Annotated in this window: 20 protein-coding genes; 11 read left to right on the top strand and 9 right to left on the bottom strand. The window is 67.1% G+C overall.

The features are described 5' to 3' along the window. Nucleotides 1–71: 71 nt before the first annotated feature. Nucleotides 72–1136, bottom strand: a complete 1065-nt coding sequence (locus ABZ345_RS10435; protein ID WP_359845184.1) for a hypothetical protein — start codon at nt 1134–1136, stop codon at nt 72–74. A 252-nt stretch (nt 1137–1388) separates the two neighbouring features. On the opposite strand from ABZ345_RS10435, the gene ABZ345_RS10440 reads away from it, so the two are divergent. Both ABZ345_RS10440 and ABZ345_RS10445 read left to right on the top strand, forming a co-directional pair. Beyond that, complete coding sequence (locus ABZ345_RS10440; protein WP_359845187.1) at nt 1389–3272, top strand: patatin; 1884 nt, start codon at nt 1389–1391, stop codon at nt 3270–3272. A gap of 128 nt (nt 3273–3400) precedes the next feature. Then, entirely contained in the window at nt 3401–4429 is a 1029-nt protein-coding gene (locus tag ABZ345_RS10445; RefSeq protein ID WP_359845190.1) for a hypothetical protein, read from the top strand. Here ABZ345_RS10445 and ABZ345_RS10450 read toward each other — a convergent pair. After that, nucleotides 4402–5196, bottom strand: coding sequence for an SAM-dependent methyltransferase (locus ABZ345_RS10450; protein ID WP_359845748.1), 795 nt, complete (start codon nt 5194–5196; stop codon nt 4402–4404). The two genes, ABZ345_RS10445 and ABZ345_RS10450, sit on opposite strands and share 28 nt — an antisense overlap. Nucleotides 5197–5364: 168 nt before the next feature. Between ABZ345_RS10450 and ABZ345_RS10455 the strand changes: the two genes are divergently transcribed. Together ABZ345_RS10455 and ABZ345_RS10460 are read left to right on the top strand one after the other, a co-directional pair. Next, nucleotides 5365–5697 carry a hypothetical protein gene (locus tag ABZ345_RS10455; RefSeq protein ID WP_359845193.1) on the top strand — a complete coding sequence of 111 codons (333 nt, stop codon included), beginning with the start codon at nt 5365–5367 and terminating at the stop codon, nt 5695–5697. A gap of 165 nt (nt 5698–5862) precedes the next feature. Continuing rightward, nucleotides 5863–6372, top strand: a complete 510-nt coding sequence (locus ABZ345_RS10460; RefSeq protein WP_359845196.1) for a hypothetical protein — start codon at nt 5863–5865, stop codon at nt 6370–6372. Here the strand turns inward: ABZ345_RS10460 and ABZ345_RS10465 are convergent. After that, a complete protein-coding gene (locus ABZ345_RS10465) occupies nt 6351–7130 on the bottom strand; it encodes a transposase family protein (RefSeq protein WP_359845198.1) in 780 nt (259 codons plus the stop codon). The genes ABZ345_RS10460 and ABZ345_RS10465 overlap by 22 nt on opposite strands. A gap of 269 nt (nt 7131–7399) precedes the next feature. Here ABZ345_RS10465 and ABZ345_RS10470 point away from each other — a divergent pair, with 269 nt between their 5' ends. Both ABZ345_RS10470 and lon read left to right on the top strand, forming a co-directional pair. Then, nucleotides 7400–7537, top strand: a complete 138-nt coding sequence (locus ABZ345_RS10470) for a hypothetical protein (protein ID WP_359845201.1) — start codon at nt 7400–7402, stop codon at nt 7535–7537. A 111-nt stretch (nt 7538–7648) separates the two neighbouring features. Then, on the top strand, nt 7649–9997 hold the full coding sequence (gene lon / locus ABZ345_RS10475; protein WP_359845204.1) for an endopeptidase La: 2349 nt from the start codon (nt 7649–7651) through the stop codon (nt 9995–9997). Between the two features lie 66 nt (nt 9998–10063). Here lon and ABZ345_RS10480 read toward each other — a convergent pair whose 3' ends face one another. From ABZ345_RS10480 to ABZ345_RS10490, 3 genes are all read right to left on the bottom strand, one after another. Then, nucleotides 10064–10543, bottom strand: a complete 480-nt coding sequence (locus ABZ345_RS10480; protein WP_359845206.1) for a hypothetical protein — start codon at nt 10541–10543, stop codon at nt 10064–10066. Nucleotides 10544–10605: 62 nt separating this feature from the next. Next, nucleotides 10606–11052, bottom strand: a complete 447-nt coding sequence (locus ABZ345_RS10485) for a hypothetical protein (RefSeq protein ID WP_359845209.1) — start codon at nt 11050–11052, stop codon at nt 10606–10608. 27 nt (nt 11053–11079) lie between these two features. Continuing rightward, nucleotides 11080–11703, bottom strand: a complete 624-nt coding sequence (locus tag ABZ345_RS10490) for a polysaccharide deacetylase family protein (RefSeq protein ID WP_359845211.1) — start codon at nt 11701–11703, stop codon at nt 11080–11082. Between the two features lie 238 nt (nt 11704–11941). On the opposite strand from ABZ345_RS10490, the gene ABZ345_RS10495 reads away from it, so the two are divergent. Continuing rightward, nucleotides 11942–12469, top strand: coding sequence for a YbhB/YbcL family Raf kinase inhibitor-like protein (locus tag ABZ345_RS10495; protein ID WP_359845214.1), 528 nt, complete (start codon nt 11942–11944; stop codon nt 12467–12469). Here the strand turns inward: ABZ345_RS10495 and ABZ345_RS10500 are convergent. Next, nucleotides 12447–13358: a DMT family transporter gene (locus ABZ345_RS10500; protein ID WP_359845217.1), complete on the bottom strand. Its 912-nt coding sequence runs from the start codon at nt 13356–13358 to the stop codon at nt 12447–12449. The genes ABZ345_RS10495 and ABZ345_RS10500 overlap by 23 nt on opposite strands. Before the next feature lie 71 nt (nt 13359–13429). On the opposite strand from ABZ345_RS10500, the gene ABZ345_RS10505 reads away from it, so the two are divergent. The 3 genes from ABZ345_RS10505 to ABZ345_RS10515 all read left to right on the top strand — a co-directional run bounded on the left by ABZ345_RS10505 (nt 13430) and on the right by ABZ345_RS10515 (nt 16305). Then, nucleotides 13430–14395 carry a helix-turn-helix domain-containing protein gene (locus tag ABZ345_RS10505; protein ID WP_359845220.1) on the top strand — a complete coding sequence of 322 codons (966 nt, stop codon included), beginning with the start codon at nt 13430–13432 and terminating at the stop codon, nt 14393–14395. 58 nt (nt 14396–14453) lie between these two features. Beyond that, nucleotides 14454–15827: a mycothione reductase gene (locus ABZ345_RS10510; RefSeq protein WP_359845223.1), complete on the top strand. Its 1374-nt coding sequence runs from the start codon at nt 14454–14456 to the stop codon at nt 15825–15827. A 64-nt stretch (nt 15828–15891) separates the two neighbouring features. After that, entirely contained in the window at nt 15892–16305 is a 414-nt protein-coding gene (locus ABZ345_RS10515; RefSeq protein ID WP_359845226.1) for a hypothetical protein, read from the top strand. Here ABZ345_RS10515 and ABZ345_RS10520 read toward each other — a convergent pair. Beyond that, nucleotides 16302–16706, bottom strand: a complete 405-nt coding sequence (locus ABZ345_RS10520) for a VOC family protein (RefSeq protein WP_359845227.1) — start codon at nt 16704–16706, stop codon at nt 16302–16304. The two genes, ABZ345_RS10515 and ABZ345_RS10520, sit on opposite strands and share 4 nt — an antisense overlap. 164 nt (nt 16707–16870) lie before the next feature. Further along, complete coding sequence (locus ABZ345_RS10525) at nt 16871–18115, bottom strand: MFS transporter (protein WP_359845230.1); 1245 nt, start codon at nt 18113–18115, stop codon at nt 16871–16873. 48 nt (nt 18116–18163) lie between these two features. Between ABZ345_RS10525 and ABZ345_RS10530 the strand changes: the two genes are divergently transcribed. Next, a complete protein-coding gene (locus ABZ345_RS10530; protein ID WP_359845233.1) occupies nt 18164–18835 on the top strand; it encodes a FadR/GntR family transcriptional regulator in 672 nt (223 codons plus the stop codon). Nucleotides 18836–18874: the final 39 nt, after the last annotated feature.

The raw sequence follows: 18874 nt of genomic DNA on the forward strand, positions 1-18874 counted from the left end.
GCGCCGCGTGCGAGCAGCGCGACGAGGCAGGCCGCCGGCACGGCGGCCTGCCTCGGCCGAAAAGACGGTGACTACGCAGAATGCGACTCAGCGAAATCGTAGAGCGATTTGAAGTTGTCGTCGAAATAGGGACTGCGGTTCCAGTTGTCGGAATTGATGGTGCTGGTCACGCCGTTGGCGAAACCGACACCCCAGCCGTCCGCGCGGTCGTTGTAGTCCTGCAACCACGGACCGCCGCTCGCGCCGCCCTGGAAACCGCACTTGATCTGGATGCGGCCGTCGAAGACACCGACTCGTTCGGTCTTGCCCCAGCACAGCCAGGGACGTTCCCCGTTGTTGCGGTCCAACGGGTAACCCATCATCGTGATGTTCACGTCGCGCGGATAGTTCCAGCGCGTGCCGTTGCCACCGACCTCGTCGTTGAGCTTGCGGCCGGACGCGTTGTTGCCGGTGACCGCGATACCCATGTCGTAGGCGAAGTCGCTGTCGTTGATCCAGCCGTTCTTGGAAGCCATGTACGTCGCGGCGAAGCTTCCGTGCGGCCGATTGCCGTCGAAGTAGTACGGCACGAAGACGAAGTCGGTCGCCCAGCCGCCGCCCTTGCCGCCGTGCACGCAGTGGCCGGCGGTGAGCACGAGCCGCCGCTTGGGGCTGCCGATCGAGGCGCCCGAGCAGTGCCACAGCCGGGTGTCGCCCGGCTTGTGGAAGAACACCTTGCCCATGGCCCGCGACGCGTTCACGGCCTGGATGCCGATGTCCTGAATGACGGCGTTCTGCTGCTTGACCGTCGGCGCGGTGGGCTGGATCTCACCTGCGGGCCCGGTCGGCCCGGCTTTGCGCGTCGACATGACGGTGTCCGCGGGCAGATCCGCCGGAATCGACGCCTTCATTCTTTCCGGTGTCCAGTAATCCAGAATGGATCTCTGCGCGTCGGCCGTGTTCATGGTGCGCCCGTCCGCCGAACGGGCTACCGATGACGAGTTGCCGTCGGGGTTGCTTCCGGCCGTGGCGACGCCACTGACCAATGCGGTGGCGGTGATGAATGCCGCCGATAAAGCTGCTAAACGTTTGCCTACCACAAATATCCCCCTCCAGGATGACCTTGTGGTGCAACCGGTGAATTCAGGGGTCGGCAAACAGAATCAGCTCCCCGCCCCCCGAAAAATCTGACCACCGAAGACTAGGGGCGGGTCCGGGGCGAGGCAATCGTCCGATGGAGGGCCCGCCAGACGCTGCGGAATGACCAAACGGTCCATTCTTCGTTGTGCGCCGACGCTTGCTTATGCCATGCGGGTGAGCCACGTGCCAACCCAACGAGTGGAGATCGGTTCGATGGCGACCGAGTGAACTTCCGCGACGGATGGTGTTGATCGCGCCACCATGAGCACATGGAGTACGACCGCTACTGCGACCTGACGATGCGCGGCGGCACGACCAGCGGTGTTGTCTACCCGCTGGCTGTCGCGTCGTTGGCGCGCCACTACGAGTTCAAGCAGATCGGTGGTGCGTCCGCGGGGGCGATCGCCGCGGGGTTCACCGCGGCCGCCGAGCACGGGCGTGCGCGTGGAGGGTTCGAGAAGCTCGCGAAGCTGATCGACTGGTTCACGTCGGGCTCCGGCGCGGAGCAGTGGCGGATGGCGCAGTTGTTCCAGCCCAACGAGAAGACGCGGGCGCTGTACCGGATCGTCGTGGCGACCATGCAGAGGCGGGAGACGACGGGGCGCAGTGCGATCTCGTGCCTGTTCTTCGCGTTGCTGGGCGCGGTGGGGATGCGGGCCAAGGCCGTGCTCGGGCTGATGGCCCTGTTGTGGCTGGGCGGGCCGGTGTTGTGGTCGGCCTGGCTGGCGCCCAAGGCTTATGCGGGCTGGCTTGCGGCACTGGTCGTGGTGCTCGCGCTGGCTTGTGTCGTGTTGGTGCTGTGGCCGTTGAGGGGCAGTTTGCCCTGGCCGGCGATCATGTTCGTCGTCGTACCGCTGTTGCTCGGGCTGGCGTTCTCCAGGCATTACGCGACGGCTGCGGTCGTGTTGTTGGTGTGGCTGGTGCTGACGTTGGCGGCGGTCAGCGCGTTGACGGTCACGTACGGGTATGCGATGCAGCGGTACATGCGGAACAACGCGCGCGCTATCCACTTTGGACTGCTGCCGGGTACCGGGGACTTCACGCCGTCGTGGCTGGATCGGCTGGCGGGCATGCCGAAGCAGACCGGTGTGCCGCCGCTGGCCGACTGGATCGCGGACCAGCTCGACGACATCGCGGGGACCGAGCGGGCGTTGACGTTCGGGGATCTCGGCGAGCTCAACCTCGTGCTGATGACGACGGACCTGTCGGAGGGGCGGCCGTATCGGTTGCCGTTCAAGGAAGGGACGTGGCAGTACTGCGAGGAGTGCCTCGGGTACGTCCTGCCGAGCCGGGTCGTCGAGCAGATGAACGGCGCCGAGACGGACCAGAGGTGCCCGGAGCACGCGCACATGCCGTTGCGGGACCTGCCTTCCCGCGACCGGCTGCCGGTGGTGCTGGCCGTGCGGATGAGCCTGTCGTTCCCCGGGCTGATCGCGGCCGTGCCGTTGTGCCGGGACGGGCGGGTGCACTGGTTCTCGGACGGCGGCATCACCAGCAACTTCCCGATCCACTTCTTCGACTCGCTGCTGCCGCGCTGGCCCACGTTCGGGCTGAGCCTGCAACCGTACCCGCCGGGCGACACGACCGACGTGTGGCTGCCGGAGCAGGACGCGTCGACCAGCGGCACGCACTACGCGCCGCTGACGTCGATGCCGAAGTTCCTTGTGTCCATCTTGGACACCTTCCTGGACTGGCGGGACACCATGCAGTCGGCACTGCCCGGATATCGCGGACGGATCGCGCACGTGCGGCAGGCTGACGACGAGGGTGGCACGAACCTGTTCATGCCACCGGACACGATCAAGAAGCTGGCCGCACGTGGGCAGAAGGCCGGGGACCTGTTGCGCGAGCGGTTCCAGCAGCAGGAGAACACCGACAGGTACCGGTGGATCCGGCTGCGCATGGCCGTGCGGGAGTACCAGGAGCTCGGTGTGCAGGCCGGGGAGCGCGACGCGATGTACGAGGAACTGCTGGCGCGGTTCCAGATCCCCGCGGAGCTGCACGAGTGGTTCAGCACTCCCCCTGCCGACGGTGACCCGTTCCGGGACGGGATCGAGGTTGCGCTCGACCACGTCGGAAGGTTGAAGGACGACGGGCCGTTCGACGGTGCGCCGCCGGTGAACCCGGATTTGCGGCTGACACCGCCCGAGTAGTCGAGCTAGCCTGTGTTCATGACGCGATTTAGCCACCCCCGACCTGCGGCGGTGGCGCGCGCCTAAAAACCTTCCCGTCGGTCGGGGGACTCCGCATCCCGCACGACCGAACAGAACGGGAAGATCTCATGTACCGCACCGATGAACTCGTGCGCGCCCTGAACGTCCGCGACCTCAGCGATCCCGCACAGGGACCGCACGCGATGCAGCTGCTGATCGCCGACCTCAAGGCGGCGTTGGACAACCCCCAAGAAGTTCGGCACCACCCGCTCGTTCCGGTGGAGCACAACTACGAGCACCTCGGGTATCCGACGGACGCGATCACGCGAGAGGCTCGCTACACCAGGTACGTCAGCGAGACGTGCATGCTGCGCAGCCACACGACCGCGATGATCCCGCCGTCCCTGCGCGAGGCGAAACCGGACGTGACGCTGGTCTGCCCAGGGCTCGTCTACCGCCGTGACACGGTCGACCGCCTGCACACCGGCACGCCGCATCAGCTCGACGTCTGGCGGATCAGCGCGCAGCAGGAGCGTTTCGAAGACCTGGTCGCCACCGTCGTCACGACGTTGTTGCCCGGCAAGCGATATCGCCTGGTCGACGCGCAACACCCGTACACCACGCACGGCAAGCAGATCGACGTGTGGCACGACGGGGAATGGGTGGAGATCGGCGAGGGCGGACGGGCCGCGCGCCACGTCCTCAAGGACCACCCGCACGGCCTCGCGACGGGGTGGGGACTCGATCGGATTCTGATGCTGCGCAAGGGCGTTCCCGACATCCGCCTGCTGTGCAACACCGATCCGCGCATCGCGGCCCAGATGCTGGACCTCGACGAGTACCGGATGATCTCACGGCACCCGGCGGCCATCAGGGACATCTCGATCATGGCCCACCACAGCGAGGACGCCGAGACGCTGGGCGACCGGATCCGCGCGCTGGTGCCGGAGGATGTGGTCGAGGAGATCGCGATCCTGAGCGAGACGCCGGCCGAGCACCTGCCCGACCACGTTCAGCGGCGACTGGAAGCCAGGCCCGGCCAGAAGAACGTGCTCATCCGCGTGACGATGAGGGCGCCGGAACGCACCCTCACCGACCGCGAGACGAACGAGATACGGGACCGCCTGCTTCAGGGCTTGCGGGCGACGGCGCCGTAGATGCCGGTGTGGTCCTCGAAGGAGTCCGGGCGCCACGCGTCGACCGAGACGATGCCCGGCTCCAGCAGTTCGAGGCCGTCGAAGAACCTGCTGACCTCGGCGTGCGTGCGGATGGCGAGCTTGTTGTCCGAGTTGCTGTAGATCAGGGCGACCTTGCGGGCCTCCTCGGCCTCCTCTTCGGTGAGGCTGTCCCAGGTGGCGTGGGTGATGGCCAGGTACGACCCGGACGGCAGGCCCTCCATGTACGCGGCGACGGCCTCGTACGGGTTGTCGGCGTCCGGGACGAAGTGCAGCGCCGCGATGATCAGCACGCCGACCGGGCGGGAGAAGTCGAGGTTCTCGCGGGCGCCGGCCAGCACCGTGGAGGTCGCGCGCAGGTCGGCCAGGATCGCCGTGGCGTTCGGGTTCTCCGCGAGCAGGGCGTTGCTGTGCGAGACGGCGACCGGCTCGTAGTCGACGTAGACCACGCGGGCGGCCGGGTTGTCCTGCTGGGCGATCTCGTGGACGTTGCCCACGGTCGGGATGCCCGAGCCCAGGTCGAGGAACTGGTCGACGCCATTGGCGACGAGGTGGCGGACGACCCGGCGCAGGAACGAGCGGTTGGCCTGCGCGCTCTGGGCGATGCCGGGGAAGATCTGCTCCACCTGCTTCGCGGCGGCGCGGTCGGCTTCGAAGTTGTGCGAGCCGCCCAGGTAGTAGTCGTACATCCGGGCCACGCTCGGGCGAGTGACGTCGACTGTGGACGGGACCCACTTCAGCTCTTCCATCACGCGCGCATCCTCGCTCGCCGACGCACGGGTGTCCACCGCTACCCGTGCGATCCACGATCGGGCCGGGGGCACACCCCCAGTACTGCTGAACGCCACGCGAGGCTAAAGCTTTACGCCGATCGACGTAGCAGTAAGACTGTCAGGGGTCAGCACTAGCTTCGCCGCATGCCTGAACATTCCCCGGCACCTGGATCCGCCGCTGATCGATCTTATGGCATTGCCACCACGAAGGCCTTGTTCGCGCTGAGCCTCGGTTCCTGCTACTGGCCAGGCTGTCCTGAGCGCGTGGTTCGCAAGGTAGGCGAGCGAGCAATCGTCAATGCCGACATCGCCCACATTCGTGCCGCCAAGAAGAACGGTCCACGCTGGGACGGTGACATGACGCCGGCGGAGCGAAAGAGTTTTTCCAATCTACTACTGCTATGCAGCATCCACCACAAGGAGATCGACCGCCCGCCGAGCTGCGACAACTACAGCGCAGAAAAGCTTGAGGAATAGAAAGCTGCCCGGGAGGGAAGCCTGGAGCCCGACCTTCGATCACTGACAGAAGATGATCTCGAGAAAATTCTCGCGGACACTTTCAAAAAAGATATCGACCGAGCAAGGGCGGAAATACTGAGCTCCGTCGAGGGCCTGGGAAATGAGAGCATACTCCTGCTCAAGATGATCGCAGAAGGGACCTTCGATCGCCCTTACCTCGACCTTGACGTCGTTGGGTCACTGTCGGAATCAGCAGGGCTCATTCGCCACCTACTGGGATTTTCCGACACGTTGCAGGAGCTGAACCTCAGGTTGGCCAGAGCCGAAGGCATCGCTCAAACCCCGCACAGGTCGCCACCAGACTTGCAGAGCCTGGCAGGCCACGTGTCAGCGCTGAACGACTCACTGAAGGATGCCCGGAAAATTCCGGATCACGCCGAAGCCTTGAGAGATGCGACCGAGCCGTTACGCGGGCTTCTCGACTCCATCCCGGCTCTTCGTCAGTTTGCAGATTCCATTCAGGACCTTCCAGACCGCACGGAAAACTTGAGAGAGGCCACTGAACCGTTGCGCGGACTTCCCGAATCCGCCTTGGCCATTCAGCGGTCGAACGAAGCGTTGGCAGCTTCACATGAGGAGGTTCAGCAACTGCTGGCTTCACTGAGCCTTTTTCATCCTGCGGTGGCCTCGTAGTTCTGTAGGACGTGGATGGCTTTGGCCAGTCGGCCGGCGCGGCGGGGGCAGCAGCGGAGCTTGCGCAGGATGCGCCAGGTCTTGAGCTGGGCGTTGGCGCGTTCGCCGGGGCCGCGCAGACGGGCGTGAGCGCGGTTGGCGTCCTTCTGCGATTCGGGTTTGTTGCGGCCCTTGTACGGGGTGATCACGTGGTGACCGGTCGGGTCGTAGCCGTGGTAGCCCTTGTCGCCCAAGGCGATCAGCCCGGCGTCGCGCAGGGCGGCGAGGATGTTCCAGATCCGGGCCGCGGCGGTGTCGTGGGTGCTGCCGGGCAGGTCGCCGGAGACCCACAGGATCGTGCCGTCCGGGGACGCGATCACCTGCAGGTTCACTCCGTGCATCTTGTGCTTGCCGGAGTAGAAGGGGCGGTCGGCGGCGATCCGGTCGATCGGGATCAGCGTGCCGTCGATCACCACGTAGGCGCAGCCCCGGCGCTTCGCCGTCCGCAGCGCCTCCCGCAGCTTCGGGGACCGCTGGGCGAGCAGCTCGACGGTCTCGTTGACATATCGCCAGCATGTGGTGGCCGAGACCCCGAACCCGGCACCGACCTCGGCGAACGGCTCCCCTTTACGCAGGTGAACCAGCACCAGCAGGGCTTGTTGCCCGACATCGAGCCTGCGCCACCTCGATCCCAGCTCCCGGCGGTGCGTGCGGATCAGTCCGGACACGAACCTCAGGGTCCGATGTGACAACGGCAGCGCGGCACGATAGAACAACACGTGAAGCCCTTGGTGATGCGGAGCGGTCTTGGTCGATAGCCCTGCTACCAGGGGCTTCGCCATGCCCTCAGGTCGACACGCCGGGAGTGCATCAACCCATCACGACCGCAAACCCTTACCCACCAACGCATCCAGACCAGGATGAAAATGGCTCACTCCGAAGCCTCGACACAACCAGGGTTGTCAATCCCGCACTACTTACGAAAATCACAGCAGCCTCGTCGCAGCTGTCGGTCGAGTCGAAAAGCCTTGCCGCCAACATCGACAAAATGGAACACGCGGCGGAGCTGGCCATGCAAGCCACCCGGATGCGAACTCCCGACCGGTTGACGTACGTGGTGTGGGGCATCGTGATCGGTGCGGCGGCAGTGATAGGTGTCGTCGCCAGCGGGATCTGGCCACGATGAACGCCGCGTCGAGGCCGGCGAAGGGTGCTCGCTGACAGCGAACACCGGAGGGGAACACCACCAGGCTCCAGATGGTTGAGCGGTACAGACTCAACTTTGGAGGGTGACGAGATGGGCGAGACTCTGGCCCTGCCGGTACTGCCGCTGGACGACGTCGTAGTGCTGCCTGGCATGGTGGTGCCGATCCGCATCTCCGGTGCGGACGCCAGCGCCGAGGCCCGCGCGGCCGTCGACGCAGCCACGACCGCGGCAAATCATCAAGTGCTGCTCGTTCCACGTCTGGACGGGAAGTACGCAGCAGTAGGCACACTGGCCGAGATCGAGCAGGTCGGACGCCTGCCGGGCGGCGAGCGCGCTGCCGTCGTGCGCGGCACCAAGCGCGTGCGCATCGGCACGGGCACCACGGGACCGGGCGCGGCGCTGTGGGTGAACGCGACGATCGCGGACGACTCCCCGATCACCGAGCGGACCCGTGAGCTCGCGAAGCAGTACCGCGCGCTCGTGACGAACATTCTGCAGACGCGCGGTGCGTGGCAGATGGTCGACTCGGTGCAGCAGATCAGCGACCCGTCGGCGCTGGCCGACCTCGCCGGTTACGCCTCCTACCTCGACGAGAAGCAGAAGATCTGGCTGCTGGAGACGTCCGACGTCACCACGCGGCTGGAGAAGCTGGTCGAGTGGGGCCAGGCGCACCTGACCGAGCTGGACGTCAACGAAACGATCGCCAAGGACGTCAAGGAAGGCGTCGAGAAGCAGCAGCGGGAGTTCCTGCTGCGCCAGCAGATGGCCGCGATCCGCAAGGAACTGGCCGAGCTCGACGGCAAGCCCGCCACCGAGCAGGACGACTACCGGGCCCGCGTCGAGGCCGCCGAACTTCCGGAGAAGGTCCTCAAGGCCGCGCTGGCCGAGGTCGACAAGCTGGAGCGCACCTCCGAGCAGTCGCCCGAGGTGGGCTGGATCCGGACGTGGCTCGACACCGTTCTCGAGATGCCGTGGAACGAGCGGACCGAGGACTCCTACGACATCAAGGCCGCGCGCGAGATCCTCGACGCGGACCACGCCGGGCTCGACGACGTGAAGCAGCGCATCACCGAGTACCTGGCCGTGCGCAAGCGTCGTGCCGAACGCGGCCTGGGCGTCGTCGGTGGACGTCGTTCCGGCGCCGTGCTGGCTCTGACGGGCCCTCCCGGCGTGGGCAAGACGTCGCTCGGTGAGTCCGTGGCGCGCGCGATGGGCCGCAAGTTCGTGCGTGTCGCCCTGGGTGGCGTGCGCGACGAGGCCGAGATCCGCGGTCACCGCCGCACGTACGTCGGCGCGCTGCCGGGCCGGATCGTCCGCGCGATCAGCGAGGCCGGGTCGATGAACCCGGTCGTGCTGCTCGACGAGATCGACAAGGTCGGCTCCGACTACCGCGGCGACCCCACGGCGGCGTTGCTCGAGGTGCTGGACCCGGCGCAGAACCACACGTTCCGCGACCACTACCTGGAGGTCGAGCTGGACCTCTCGGACGTGGTGTTCCTCGCGACCGCGAACGTGCTGGAGTCGATCCCGGCGCCGTTGCTCGACCGCATGGAACTCGTGCAGCTCGACGGCTACACCGAGGACGAGAAGGTCACGATCGCCAGCGACCACCTGCTGCCGCGGCAGCTCGACCGCGCCGGCCTCACCGCTGAGGACGTCACGTTCGAGAAGCCCGCGCTGCACCAGCTGGCGAGCGAGTACACCCGTGAAGCCGGTGTGCGGCAACTGGAACGAGCTCTGGCACGGGTTCTGCGCAAGGTGACCGCGAAGGTGGCCCTGGGTGACTCGGAGCTGCCCGTCGTGGTCGACCAGCCTTCGCTGAAGTCGTACCTGGGCAGCCCGAAGAACACGCCCGAGTCGGCCGAGCGCACCTCGGTTCCCGGTGTGGCAACAGGTCTGGCCGTCACGGGTGTCGGCGGCGACGTGCTGTTCATCGAGGCCTCGCTGGCTCCCAAGGACACCGGTGCGTCCGGCGTCACCCTGACGGGCCAGCTGGGCGACGTGATGAAGGAGTCGGCGCAGATCGCGTTGTCGTACCTGCGTTCGCACGACGACAAGGCGGCGACCCTGGAAGGCCGCGGCGTGCACATCCACGTCCCGGCGGGTGCGGTGCCGAAGGACGGTCCGTCCGCGGGCGTCACGATGACGACGGCGCTGGCGTCGCTGCTGTCGGGCCGCCCGGTGCGCTCCGACGTGGCGATGACCGGTGAGATCTCGCTGACCGGCCGGGTGTTGCCGATCGGTGGCGTGAAGCAGAAGCTGCTCGCCGCTCACCGTGCGGGCATCACGACGGTGCTGCTGCCGTCCCGCAACGAGCCGGACCTGGACGACGTGCCAGAGTCGGTGCGCGAGCAGCTGACCGTGCACTTCGTCTCGGACGTGGCCGAGGTGCTGGAGCACGCGCTCTCGAAGGAGGCCGTCGCGACCGTTGCGGCGTAACGGTTCCTGACAGACCCCTCGTGGGGGCAGTAGCGGCGACTGCTGTCCCCACGAGGCTTTTTCGCGTCAGATGCGTCCGATGTCGATGACGAGCCGGGCCGGGTTCTGCAACTGGGACACCCGGTGCCAGGTGTTGAAGTTCTCGTAGCCGACGGCGATGGTCAGCACCGCCTCGAAGTCGCAGGTGACCGCGACCCTGCGGATGTTGCTGAGGCCGGGGGTCGCGAAGTTCCGCGACCCTGGGTACGTGGAGTTCCCGTTGTCGTCGTGCGCGGCCGCATGGAACACGGTGACCGTGAGGACCTCGTTGCTGCCGGGCATGGAGACCGGGGCGCCCGACCCGCAGTTCACGGCGCCTGGTTCCTCCCTGAGCCGGTAGTCCGGCGTCAGGCCGGACATGTCCAGGACCACGCGGTCGTACTCGGGGTGCTGGCCGGTGCGGATGTTCGACATCGTCGGCACGCTCTGCGCCGACGCCATCGGGACGACGAACGTGAAGACCGCGAGCACTGCCACCAGCACCGCGGCCAAGCGTCTGTTCCTCATCATTGGCCCCCTCTCAGGGCTGTAGATGAAAGAACAGACGCGTGACCCGCGTCACAGTTGCGTCAGCTGTGGTAGATGTCCACCACATAGCGCAGCGGGCTGTCGTAGTAACCCGCCCTGAAGGTGGCGTTCCGGTGGTTCACGCCGATCGCGATCGACAGGTCCGCCTCGAAGTCGCAGGTGAACACGACGCTCTGCGCGGTCGGCAGGCCCGTGTTGATGTTGCGCGACCCCAGGTACTTCTGTGCGTCCGCAGGCTGCAGTCGCACCTCGATGAACTCCACGCCCGGCGCCGAGATCGGCTTGCCGGAGCCGCAGCCCGTCGGCTCCGAGATGGTGCTGATGCTGTCCTTCGCCTTACCGCCGGTCAGGTCGAACACCACCCGGTCGTACTCGGGGTGGTGCCCCGTGCGGACGTTGGTCAGCTGCGTTTGGTCGGCCGCCGACGCGCTCGGCACGATCGTCACCGCCATCGCGACAGCGGCGAGCACGGCAAGAAACTTCTTCATGGAAGTACCCCCAGTTCGTACTACTTGCTACCCCAGAAAGTCCTCCAGTGGCACTGGAGTGAGTCCATCTTGCTTGGCGCGGTTCAAGAACGCCGTGAAGTCCTCGACGAACGTCGTCCGGAAGTGCATCAGGACGATGTCGCCGGGCTTGAGCTTGTCGCCCATCTGGAACTGCACGCGACCGTCGTTGACCGCGGCCGTCCAGTTGACCAGCGCCTTGAACCCACAACTCGCGGCGGCCTTGCGGGTGTTCGTGTCGTAGTTGCCGAACGGCGGCCGGAACAGCGTTGGGCGCTTGCCGTAGTCGGAGGTGAGGAAGTCCGCGTTGCCGCAGATCTCCTGCTTCTGGAACTCGAACGGCTTGCCCTGCAGGTTCGGGTGGTCGGTCGTGTGGCTGTGGATCGTGACCGGCAGTTCCTTGAAGTAGTCCTTGTGCCCCTGGGCGTACTTGGTGTTGAGGAACAGCGACGGCCACACGCCGGCGTTGATCATCAGCTCGCGCGCCTTCGGGTGCTGCACCGCGCCGTCGTCGATCGTGATGAACACGTACGGCTTGTCCGTCGGGATGTGCGTCACCACGGGCACCATGCCGTCGACCGTCGCGGGAGCGTGGGCCTGCACCTTGCCGTACGTGTACGGCGGCTCGAACATGCGCTTCGGGCGCTCGGGAGTGGTCGTCGTCGGCGCCGGCGAGGACGTCGTGAGAACGGGACCACTGGGTTGCGCGTCGGGTGGTTCTCCGCATGAGACCAGCCCGGCAACCAGTGCAAATGCAGCTACAAGCCGCAACCTGGACATCGTATTTCCCCCTCCACGCGAAAGACGTCGCGCAGGCCTTCATGGTTGCACGGGGATAGGCTCGATCTGATCACAACGAGGAGGAGATCCGATGAGCCTCGAGCGCCCAGTCGCTCCCGACCCCTACCAGTTGCTCCCGCAGGTCGGCACGTTCGAAGTCACCTCGTCGGACGTGCGCGACGGCGAGCAGTTGCCCGACGCTCAGGTTTTCGAGGGCGGCAACACCTCGCCCCAGCTGTCGTGGTCCGGCTTCCCCGCCGAGACGCGCAGTTTCGTGGTCACGTGCTTCGACCCGGACGCCCCCACCCCCTCCGGCTTCTGGCACTGGGTGGCCGTGAACCTTCCCGGCACCACCACTTCGCTGGACACCGGCGTGGGAGCCTCCGACGACACACTTCCGGGCGACGCTTTCCACGTGCGCTCCGACTACGGCACGCGCGCGTTCGGCGGCGCGGCCCCGCCCAAGGGCGACCACCCGCACCGCTACTACTTCGTGGTGCACGCGGTCGACGTCGACAAGCTCGACGTCGACGGGGACGCCTCGCCCGCGGTGGTGAGCTTCAACCTCGCGTTCCACACGCTGGCCCGCGCGATCATCACGCCGACTTACCAGCACTGACGGTCCGGCCGGCTCGCTGGGCCGTTCCCAGCGAGTTGGCCAGGCTGGCGCCGCAGATCAGCACGATCCCGACGATCTGCAGCGGGTGGATCCTGGTGCCGTACACCGACATGTCGACGACGATCGCGACGGCCGGGTAGACGAATGACAGCACGGCGATCAGCGACGTCGGCAGCTTCTGGTAGCTCGAGTACAGCAGGATGTACATGACGCAGGTGTGGATCACGCCGATGCCGATGAGCCACGCCCAGCCCGTGCCGATCGAGGCGGTGCCGGAGAAGTCGACGAACGGCAGCAGCAGGAAGATGCCCGCGGTCACCTGGGTCAGTGCGATGACGTGCGGGCGGATTCCCTTGAGCTGCTTGGCGATGATCGTGGCGAACGCGTAGAGCAGGGCGGCGAGCAGTGCCTCGCCGATGCCGAGCAGGTAGTCGCCGCTCATGGTGACGCTGGTGATGTCGGTGACCAGCACGACGCCGACGAACGCGACGCCGACCCAGCCGAGCTTGACCGCGGTCAGCTTCTCCTTGAACACCAACGCGCCCAGCAGCACGACGTAGAACGGCTGCGTGTGGTAGACGACGGTCGCGAGCGAGATCGACGTCTTGGAGTAGGCGGAGAACAGGAACGCCCAGTTGTAGACGAGGAAGACTCCGCCCGCGAGCGCGAGCAGGAACGTCTTGCGGGTGAAGCCGGTGTTGCCGAAGAAGCCCCGGATCCAGCAGTACAGCCCCAGTGCGATCGCACCGAACACACAGCGCCAGAACGCCACGGTGAACGGCTGCGCACCGGACTCGAAGACGAACACACCGATGGTCCCGGACAGCACCATGGCGATCGTCAGCTCGACGATCCCCTTCTTCTGCAGGTCACCCGCTTGAATGCTCATGGCGGTAAGTTTGCGGTAGCTCACATACCGCCAACAGTGGCAGCGTAGACACCCTTCGCTAAGATCCTGCCATGTTGCGTAATGTCGCCGTGGTCCTGATCGACGGGGTCGCGCCGTTCGAGTTCGGTGTCGTGTGCGAGGTGTTCGGCATCGACCGCACCGAGGACGGCGTGCCGCCGTTCGAGTTCAGGGTGTGCGGAGAGCGGCCGGGCGAACCCGTCGGCACGAACGTCGGCGTGCAGCTGGTCCCCGAGCTCGGGCTGGACGCATTGGCCGACGCGGATCTCATCGCGGTACCCGCGGCGAGGTTGCGCGAGCACTACCCACCGGCCGTGCTGCAGGCGTTGCGCGAGGCCCACGCGAGCGGTTCGACGCTGCTCTCGGTGTGCAGCGGGGCGTTCCTGCTCGGCGAGGCCGGACTGCTCGACGACCGGCCGTGCACGGTCCACTGGCATCACGCCGCCGCGTTCACCGAGCGCTTTCCCCGAGCCCAGGTCGACCCGAACGTGCTCTACGTCGACGACGGCGACATCGTCACTAGCGCGGGCACGGCGGCGGGCATCGACGCCTGCCTGCACATCGTGCGCCGCGAGCTCGGCACCGGCCCGGCGACCGCGATCGCCCGGCGGATGGTGGTGCCGCCGCAACGCGAAGGCGGGCAGCGGCAGTTCATCGAGATGCCGGTGCCGACGAACGCGGCGATGAGCCTGCAGCCCGTGCTCGACACGATGCTGGAGTCGATCGACACCGAGCACACCGTGGCCGAGCTGGCTCGCCGCGCCCGGCTCTCGGAACGCACCTTCGCCCGGCGGTTCGTCGCGGAGACCGGCACCACCCCGGTCCGCTGGCTCACCGCGCAACGCGTCCTGCACGCCCGCAAGCTGCTGGAGGAGACCTCGCTGGCCGTCGAGGAGATCGCCCGGCGCAGCGGGTTCAGCACGGCGGCGTTGTTGCGCCACCACTTCTACAAGGACATCGGCGTCTCCCCCAACGCCTACCGCCGCACCTTCTCCACCAGCAGCCTGACCTCGGCGTAAGGCCCACGTAACACCGCTTCCGGGAACACAGGCCCACGTCAGATGGTTGGATCAGCACGTGAGGCACTTCGACCTGGTCATCATCGGTACCGGCTCCGGCAACTCCATCCCGAACGACGCGATGGCGGGCTGGGACATCGCCATCCTCGAGAAGGGGACCTTCGGCGGCACCTGCCTGAACGTGGGCTGCATCCCCACCAAGATGTTCGTCCACACCGCCGACCAGGCCGCGGCGCCTGCGAACGCCAAGAAGCTCGGCGTGGACGCCCACCTCGACGCGGTGCACTGGCCCGAGATCCGCGACCGCATCTTCGGCCGCATCGACCCGATCGCCGAGGGCGGCCGCAACTGGCGCGCCAACGAGAACGCGAACGTCACGGTCTACGAGGGCACCGCGAAGTTCATCGACGCGCACACCATCGACACCGGGACCGGCGAGACGATCACCGCCGACCGGATCGTGGTCGCCGCGGGCAGCAGGCCGATCGTCCCCGCGATCGCCGACATCGAGACCACCGGCTTCCACACCAGTGACTCGATCATGCGGCTCGACGAGCTGCCCGAGAGCATGGTGATCCTGGGCAGCGGGTTCATCGCGTCCGAGTTCGCGCACGTGTTCAGCAGCTTCGGCGTGAAGGTCACGATGATCGCGCGCTCGAACCTCCTGCTGCGTCACGAGGACCTGGAGATCGCCGAGCGGTTCACCGAGGTCGCGAAGCAGAAGTGGGACGTCCGCCTGCAGCGCAAGACGATCCGCGCGGAGAAGACCGAGACCGGTGTCCGCCTGCACATGGAGGGCCCCGACGGCGCGGAAACCGTTGAGGCGTCCCAGCTTCTCGTCGCGGTCGGCCGTCAGCCGAACACGGACCTGCTCGACGCGGCCAAGGCGGGCCTCGAGCTGCACGACGACGGCCGCGTCAAGGTCGACGAGTTCCAGCGCACGAGCCAGCCGCACGTCCTGGCACTGGGTGACATCAGCTCGGACTACCAGCTCAAGCACGTCGCGAACCACGAAGCCCGCGTGGTGCAGCACAACCTGCTGAACCCGCACGAGCCCAAGGCGAGCGACCACCGGTTCGTGCCGGCCGCGGTGTTCTCCAGCCCGCAGATCGCGAGCGTCGGACTGACCGAGGAACAGGCCAAGGCAAAGGGAATTCGGTACGTCACCGCGTCGCAGGCCTACGCGTCCATCGCGTACGGCTGGGCGATGGAGGACACGACCGGTTTCGCGAAGCTGATCGCGGATCCCGCCACCGGACAGCTGCTCGGCGCGCACATCATCGGCCCGCAGGCGTCGACGGTGATCCAGCCGCTCATCCAGGCGATGAGCTTCGGCCTGGACGCGAAGTCCACGGCGCATGGGCAGTACTGGATCCATCCCGCGATGCCGGAACTGGTCGAGAACGCCCTTCTCAACCTGCCACTGGACTGAATGCCTTGGAAGACAGGGACTTCCGCCGCTGCCGCTGACCTCGTCGACCAACAACGATGCAGCGATGACTGACAGAGTCCTCGTCGCGTACACCTCGAAGATCGCCGCCACCGACGAGATCGCCCAGATCATCGGCACCGAGCTCGCCGGCTGCGGGCTGAGAGTCACCGTGCTCTCGGTCGCCGCCGCCGACACGCTTCACGGGTTCGGTGCCGTGATCATGGGCGATGCCGCGACCCGCGATGCGCATCGGTTCGTGCGGCGGCACAAGAGTTCGTTGAAACACACGCCCGTGTGGTTGTTCCACCGCGGCACTCCGCCCGTGCCGAACGACGTCACGCGCATGGTGCGCAAGCTCGGCGCCAGCGGGCCGGTGAGCTTCGCCGGTGCGGCACCGGACTGGGATCGGGCGAAGGCATGGGCCCGCTACCTCGCCGATCAGCTCACGGTGCTGCACCGGGGGTTCGTCTCCAACTAGCGCTGGAGAATGCGGACGTTGTTGCCGGCCGGGTCACGGAACACGCAGTCGCGGCTGCCCCACGGCTGTTCGGTCGGCTCCTGCACGACGTCGGCGCCGCTCGCCTGCAGCTTGTCGAACACGCCGTCGAGATCGGGCGTGGACAGCTGGATGTACCCGTACGAGCCGGCGTCGATCATCTCGGCGATGGCGGTCTTCTGCGTGTCCGTGAGGCCCTCCGCCATGGCCGGCGGCGAGAGCACGACGGAGGTCGCCGAACCGACCGGGGCGACGGTGATCCAGCGCATCGTGCCCTGGCCGACGTCGACGCGGACCTCCCAGCCGAGCAGGTCGCGGTAGAACGCGAGCGAGGCCTCGGGGTCGGTGTGCGGCAGGAACGTGGCGTGAATGTTGATGTCCATGCCGGCAACGCTACGACCAGCGCGAACGCCGCGCTTCTCGATTCCTGACCAGTGCCATGACCGTCAGCCTTCGCCGCGTCTTCGGCGCTCAGCAGGGCGCCTCGCGGCACCACGATGCACCCGTCTGACCACCGAATACGGGGCAAAGGCTGACGGCCATGGCACTAGATGTAGCGGGGGCGGCTGGCGAGCATGCCGAGCCCGGTCAGGGCGGCGAGCAGCACCAGCTGCAGCACGAGCGACGTGGTCCACGAGCCCGTGGCGTCGCGCAGCACGCCGAACGCGAACGGCCCGGTGGCCGCGATCAGGTAGCCGAGGCTCTGCGCCATCGCCGAGAGCCGCGCGGTGTCCGAAGTGGACTTCGTGCGCAGCGACATCACCAGCAGCGCCAGCGGGAACATGCCCATGCCGAACCCGATCAGCACCACCCACAGGCCGGGCGCCGCGGAAGGCGCCACCAGCATGCCGAAGATGCCCGCGAACGACAGCACGCCCAGCGCCAGCACCATCGGCGCCTGACTGGAGAACCGTGCGGCGATCGGCGGCACGAACAGGCTGACCGGGACGCTGAGCAGCATCGAGACCGCGAGCAGCATGCCGGCGGTGTTCCGGTCCACCCCGGCGTCGACGAGCATCGCGGGCAGCCAGCCCATGACGGTGTAGGCGAACAGCGACTGCAGGCCGAAGAACACGGTGATCACCCACGCCAGCGGGCTGCGCAGCAACGACCGCTTCTCGACCGGGGTGGCCGACCGCACGACAGAGGCGACCGAGCCGTGGCGTGCACCGGCGAACCACACGATCACCGCACCGGCCGACAGCAGCGCCCACACACCGACGGCGAGGCGCCACGAGCCGAAGAAGTCCTCCAGCCGCGGCGTGAGAGCGGCGGCCAGCGCGGCGCCCGCGGAGAGCGTTCCCGTGTAGACGCCGGTGATCAGGCCGACCTTGTCCGGGAAGGAGGACTTCACCACCACGGGGATCAGCACGTTGGACACCGCGATGCCCGCACACGCGACGAAGGTGCCGCCCAGCACGACCCACGGACCGTCGATCACGCGCAGCACGAGGCCGAGCGTGAGCACCCCCAGGGACAGTCCGATCGCACGGGCCATGCCGAGGCGGCGACCCAGCCAGGGTGCCGCGAACGCCGCGAAGCCGAAGCAGAGCGCCGGAACGGCCGTCAGCGCGCTGGTCCAAGCGGCCGAAACCCCAAGGGCGGCGCGGACATCGCCGAGCACCGAGGCCAGACTGGTCACCGCAGGGCGGAGATTCGCCGCCGCGAGGGCGACCCCGATCGCGAGCAGCGTGGACCCGACCAGCGGAACGTGACGATTCTTGACGACCGTCACCCTGCGACCCGGATCGGTGGCAGTCTGTGCGGCACTGGTCGTCTGCTGAATCGTCACGCGCACCACTATCGCAGACGTAGGATGTTCGGATGAAAGGATGACGCTGTGCCGTTGGCCACTACCCGACGGGCAGGCCTCGTCGACCAGGTGATCGAGCAGATGCGAAGCGCGATCACCAGCGGCGAATGGCCCGTCGGGCAGCGCATCCCGCCCGAGCCCGAGCTGGTCACCGCGCTCGGGGTGGGCAGGAACACGGTTCGCGAGGCCGTGCGCGCGCTCTCGCACGCCGGCCTGCTGGAGGTGCGGCAGGGCGACGGCACGTTCGTCCGCGCGACCAGCGAGATCTCCGGCGCCGTCCGCCGCATGTGCGGGACGGAGCTGAAGGAGGTGCTCCAGGTCCGCCGCACCCTCGAGATGGAGGGCGCCCGGCTGGCCGCCAAGCACCGCACCGACGCCGAACTCACGCGCCTCACCGAACTGCTGCGCAAGCGCGACGCGGCGATGGAGGCGGAGCTCTGGACCGAGGTGATCGAGCACGACACCGCGTTCCACGTGCTGCTCGTGCAGTGCTCGCACAACACGCTCCTAGCGGAGCTCTACCAGGGCTTGACCGAGGCCGTCAAAGCTTCGGTGGCGGCATCTGTCGACACCACCCAGCCTGGTCAGGACCAGGTGTCGCACACCGGGCTGCTGCACGCGGTCCGCGACGGGGACCAGGAGAAGGCGGCGATCGAGGCGGGCGGGTTCTTCGAGGAGCTGATCGAGAAGTTCTGTTGATTGCGGACTGAAAGTGTCCGCATCGGGTCATAGCGTGGG

Source organism: Lentzea sp. NPDC005914 (assembly GCF_040629405.1).
Classification (GTDB): domain Bacteria; phylum Actinomycetota; class Actinomycetes; order Mycobacteriales; family Pseudonocardiaceae; genus Lentzea.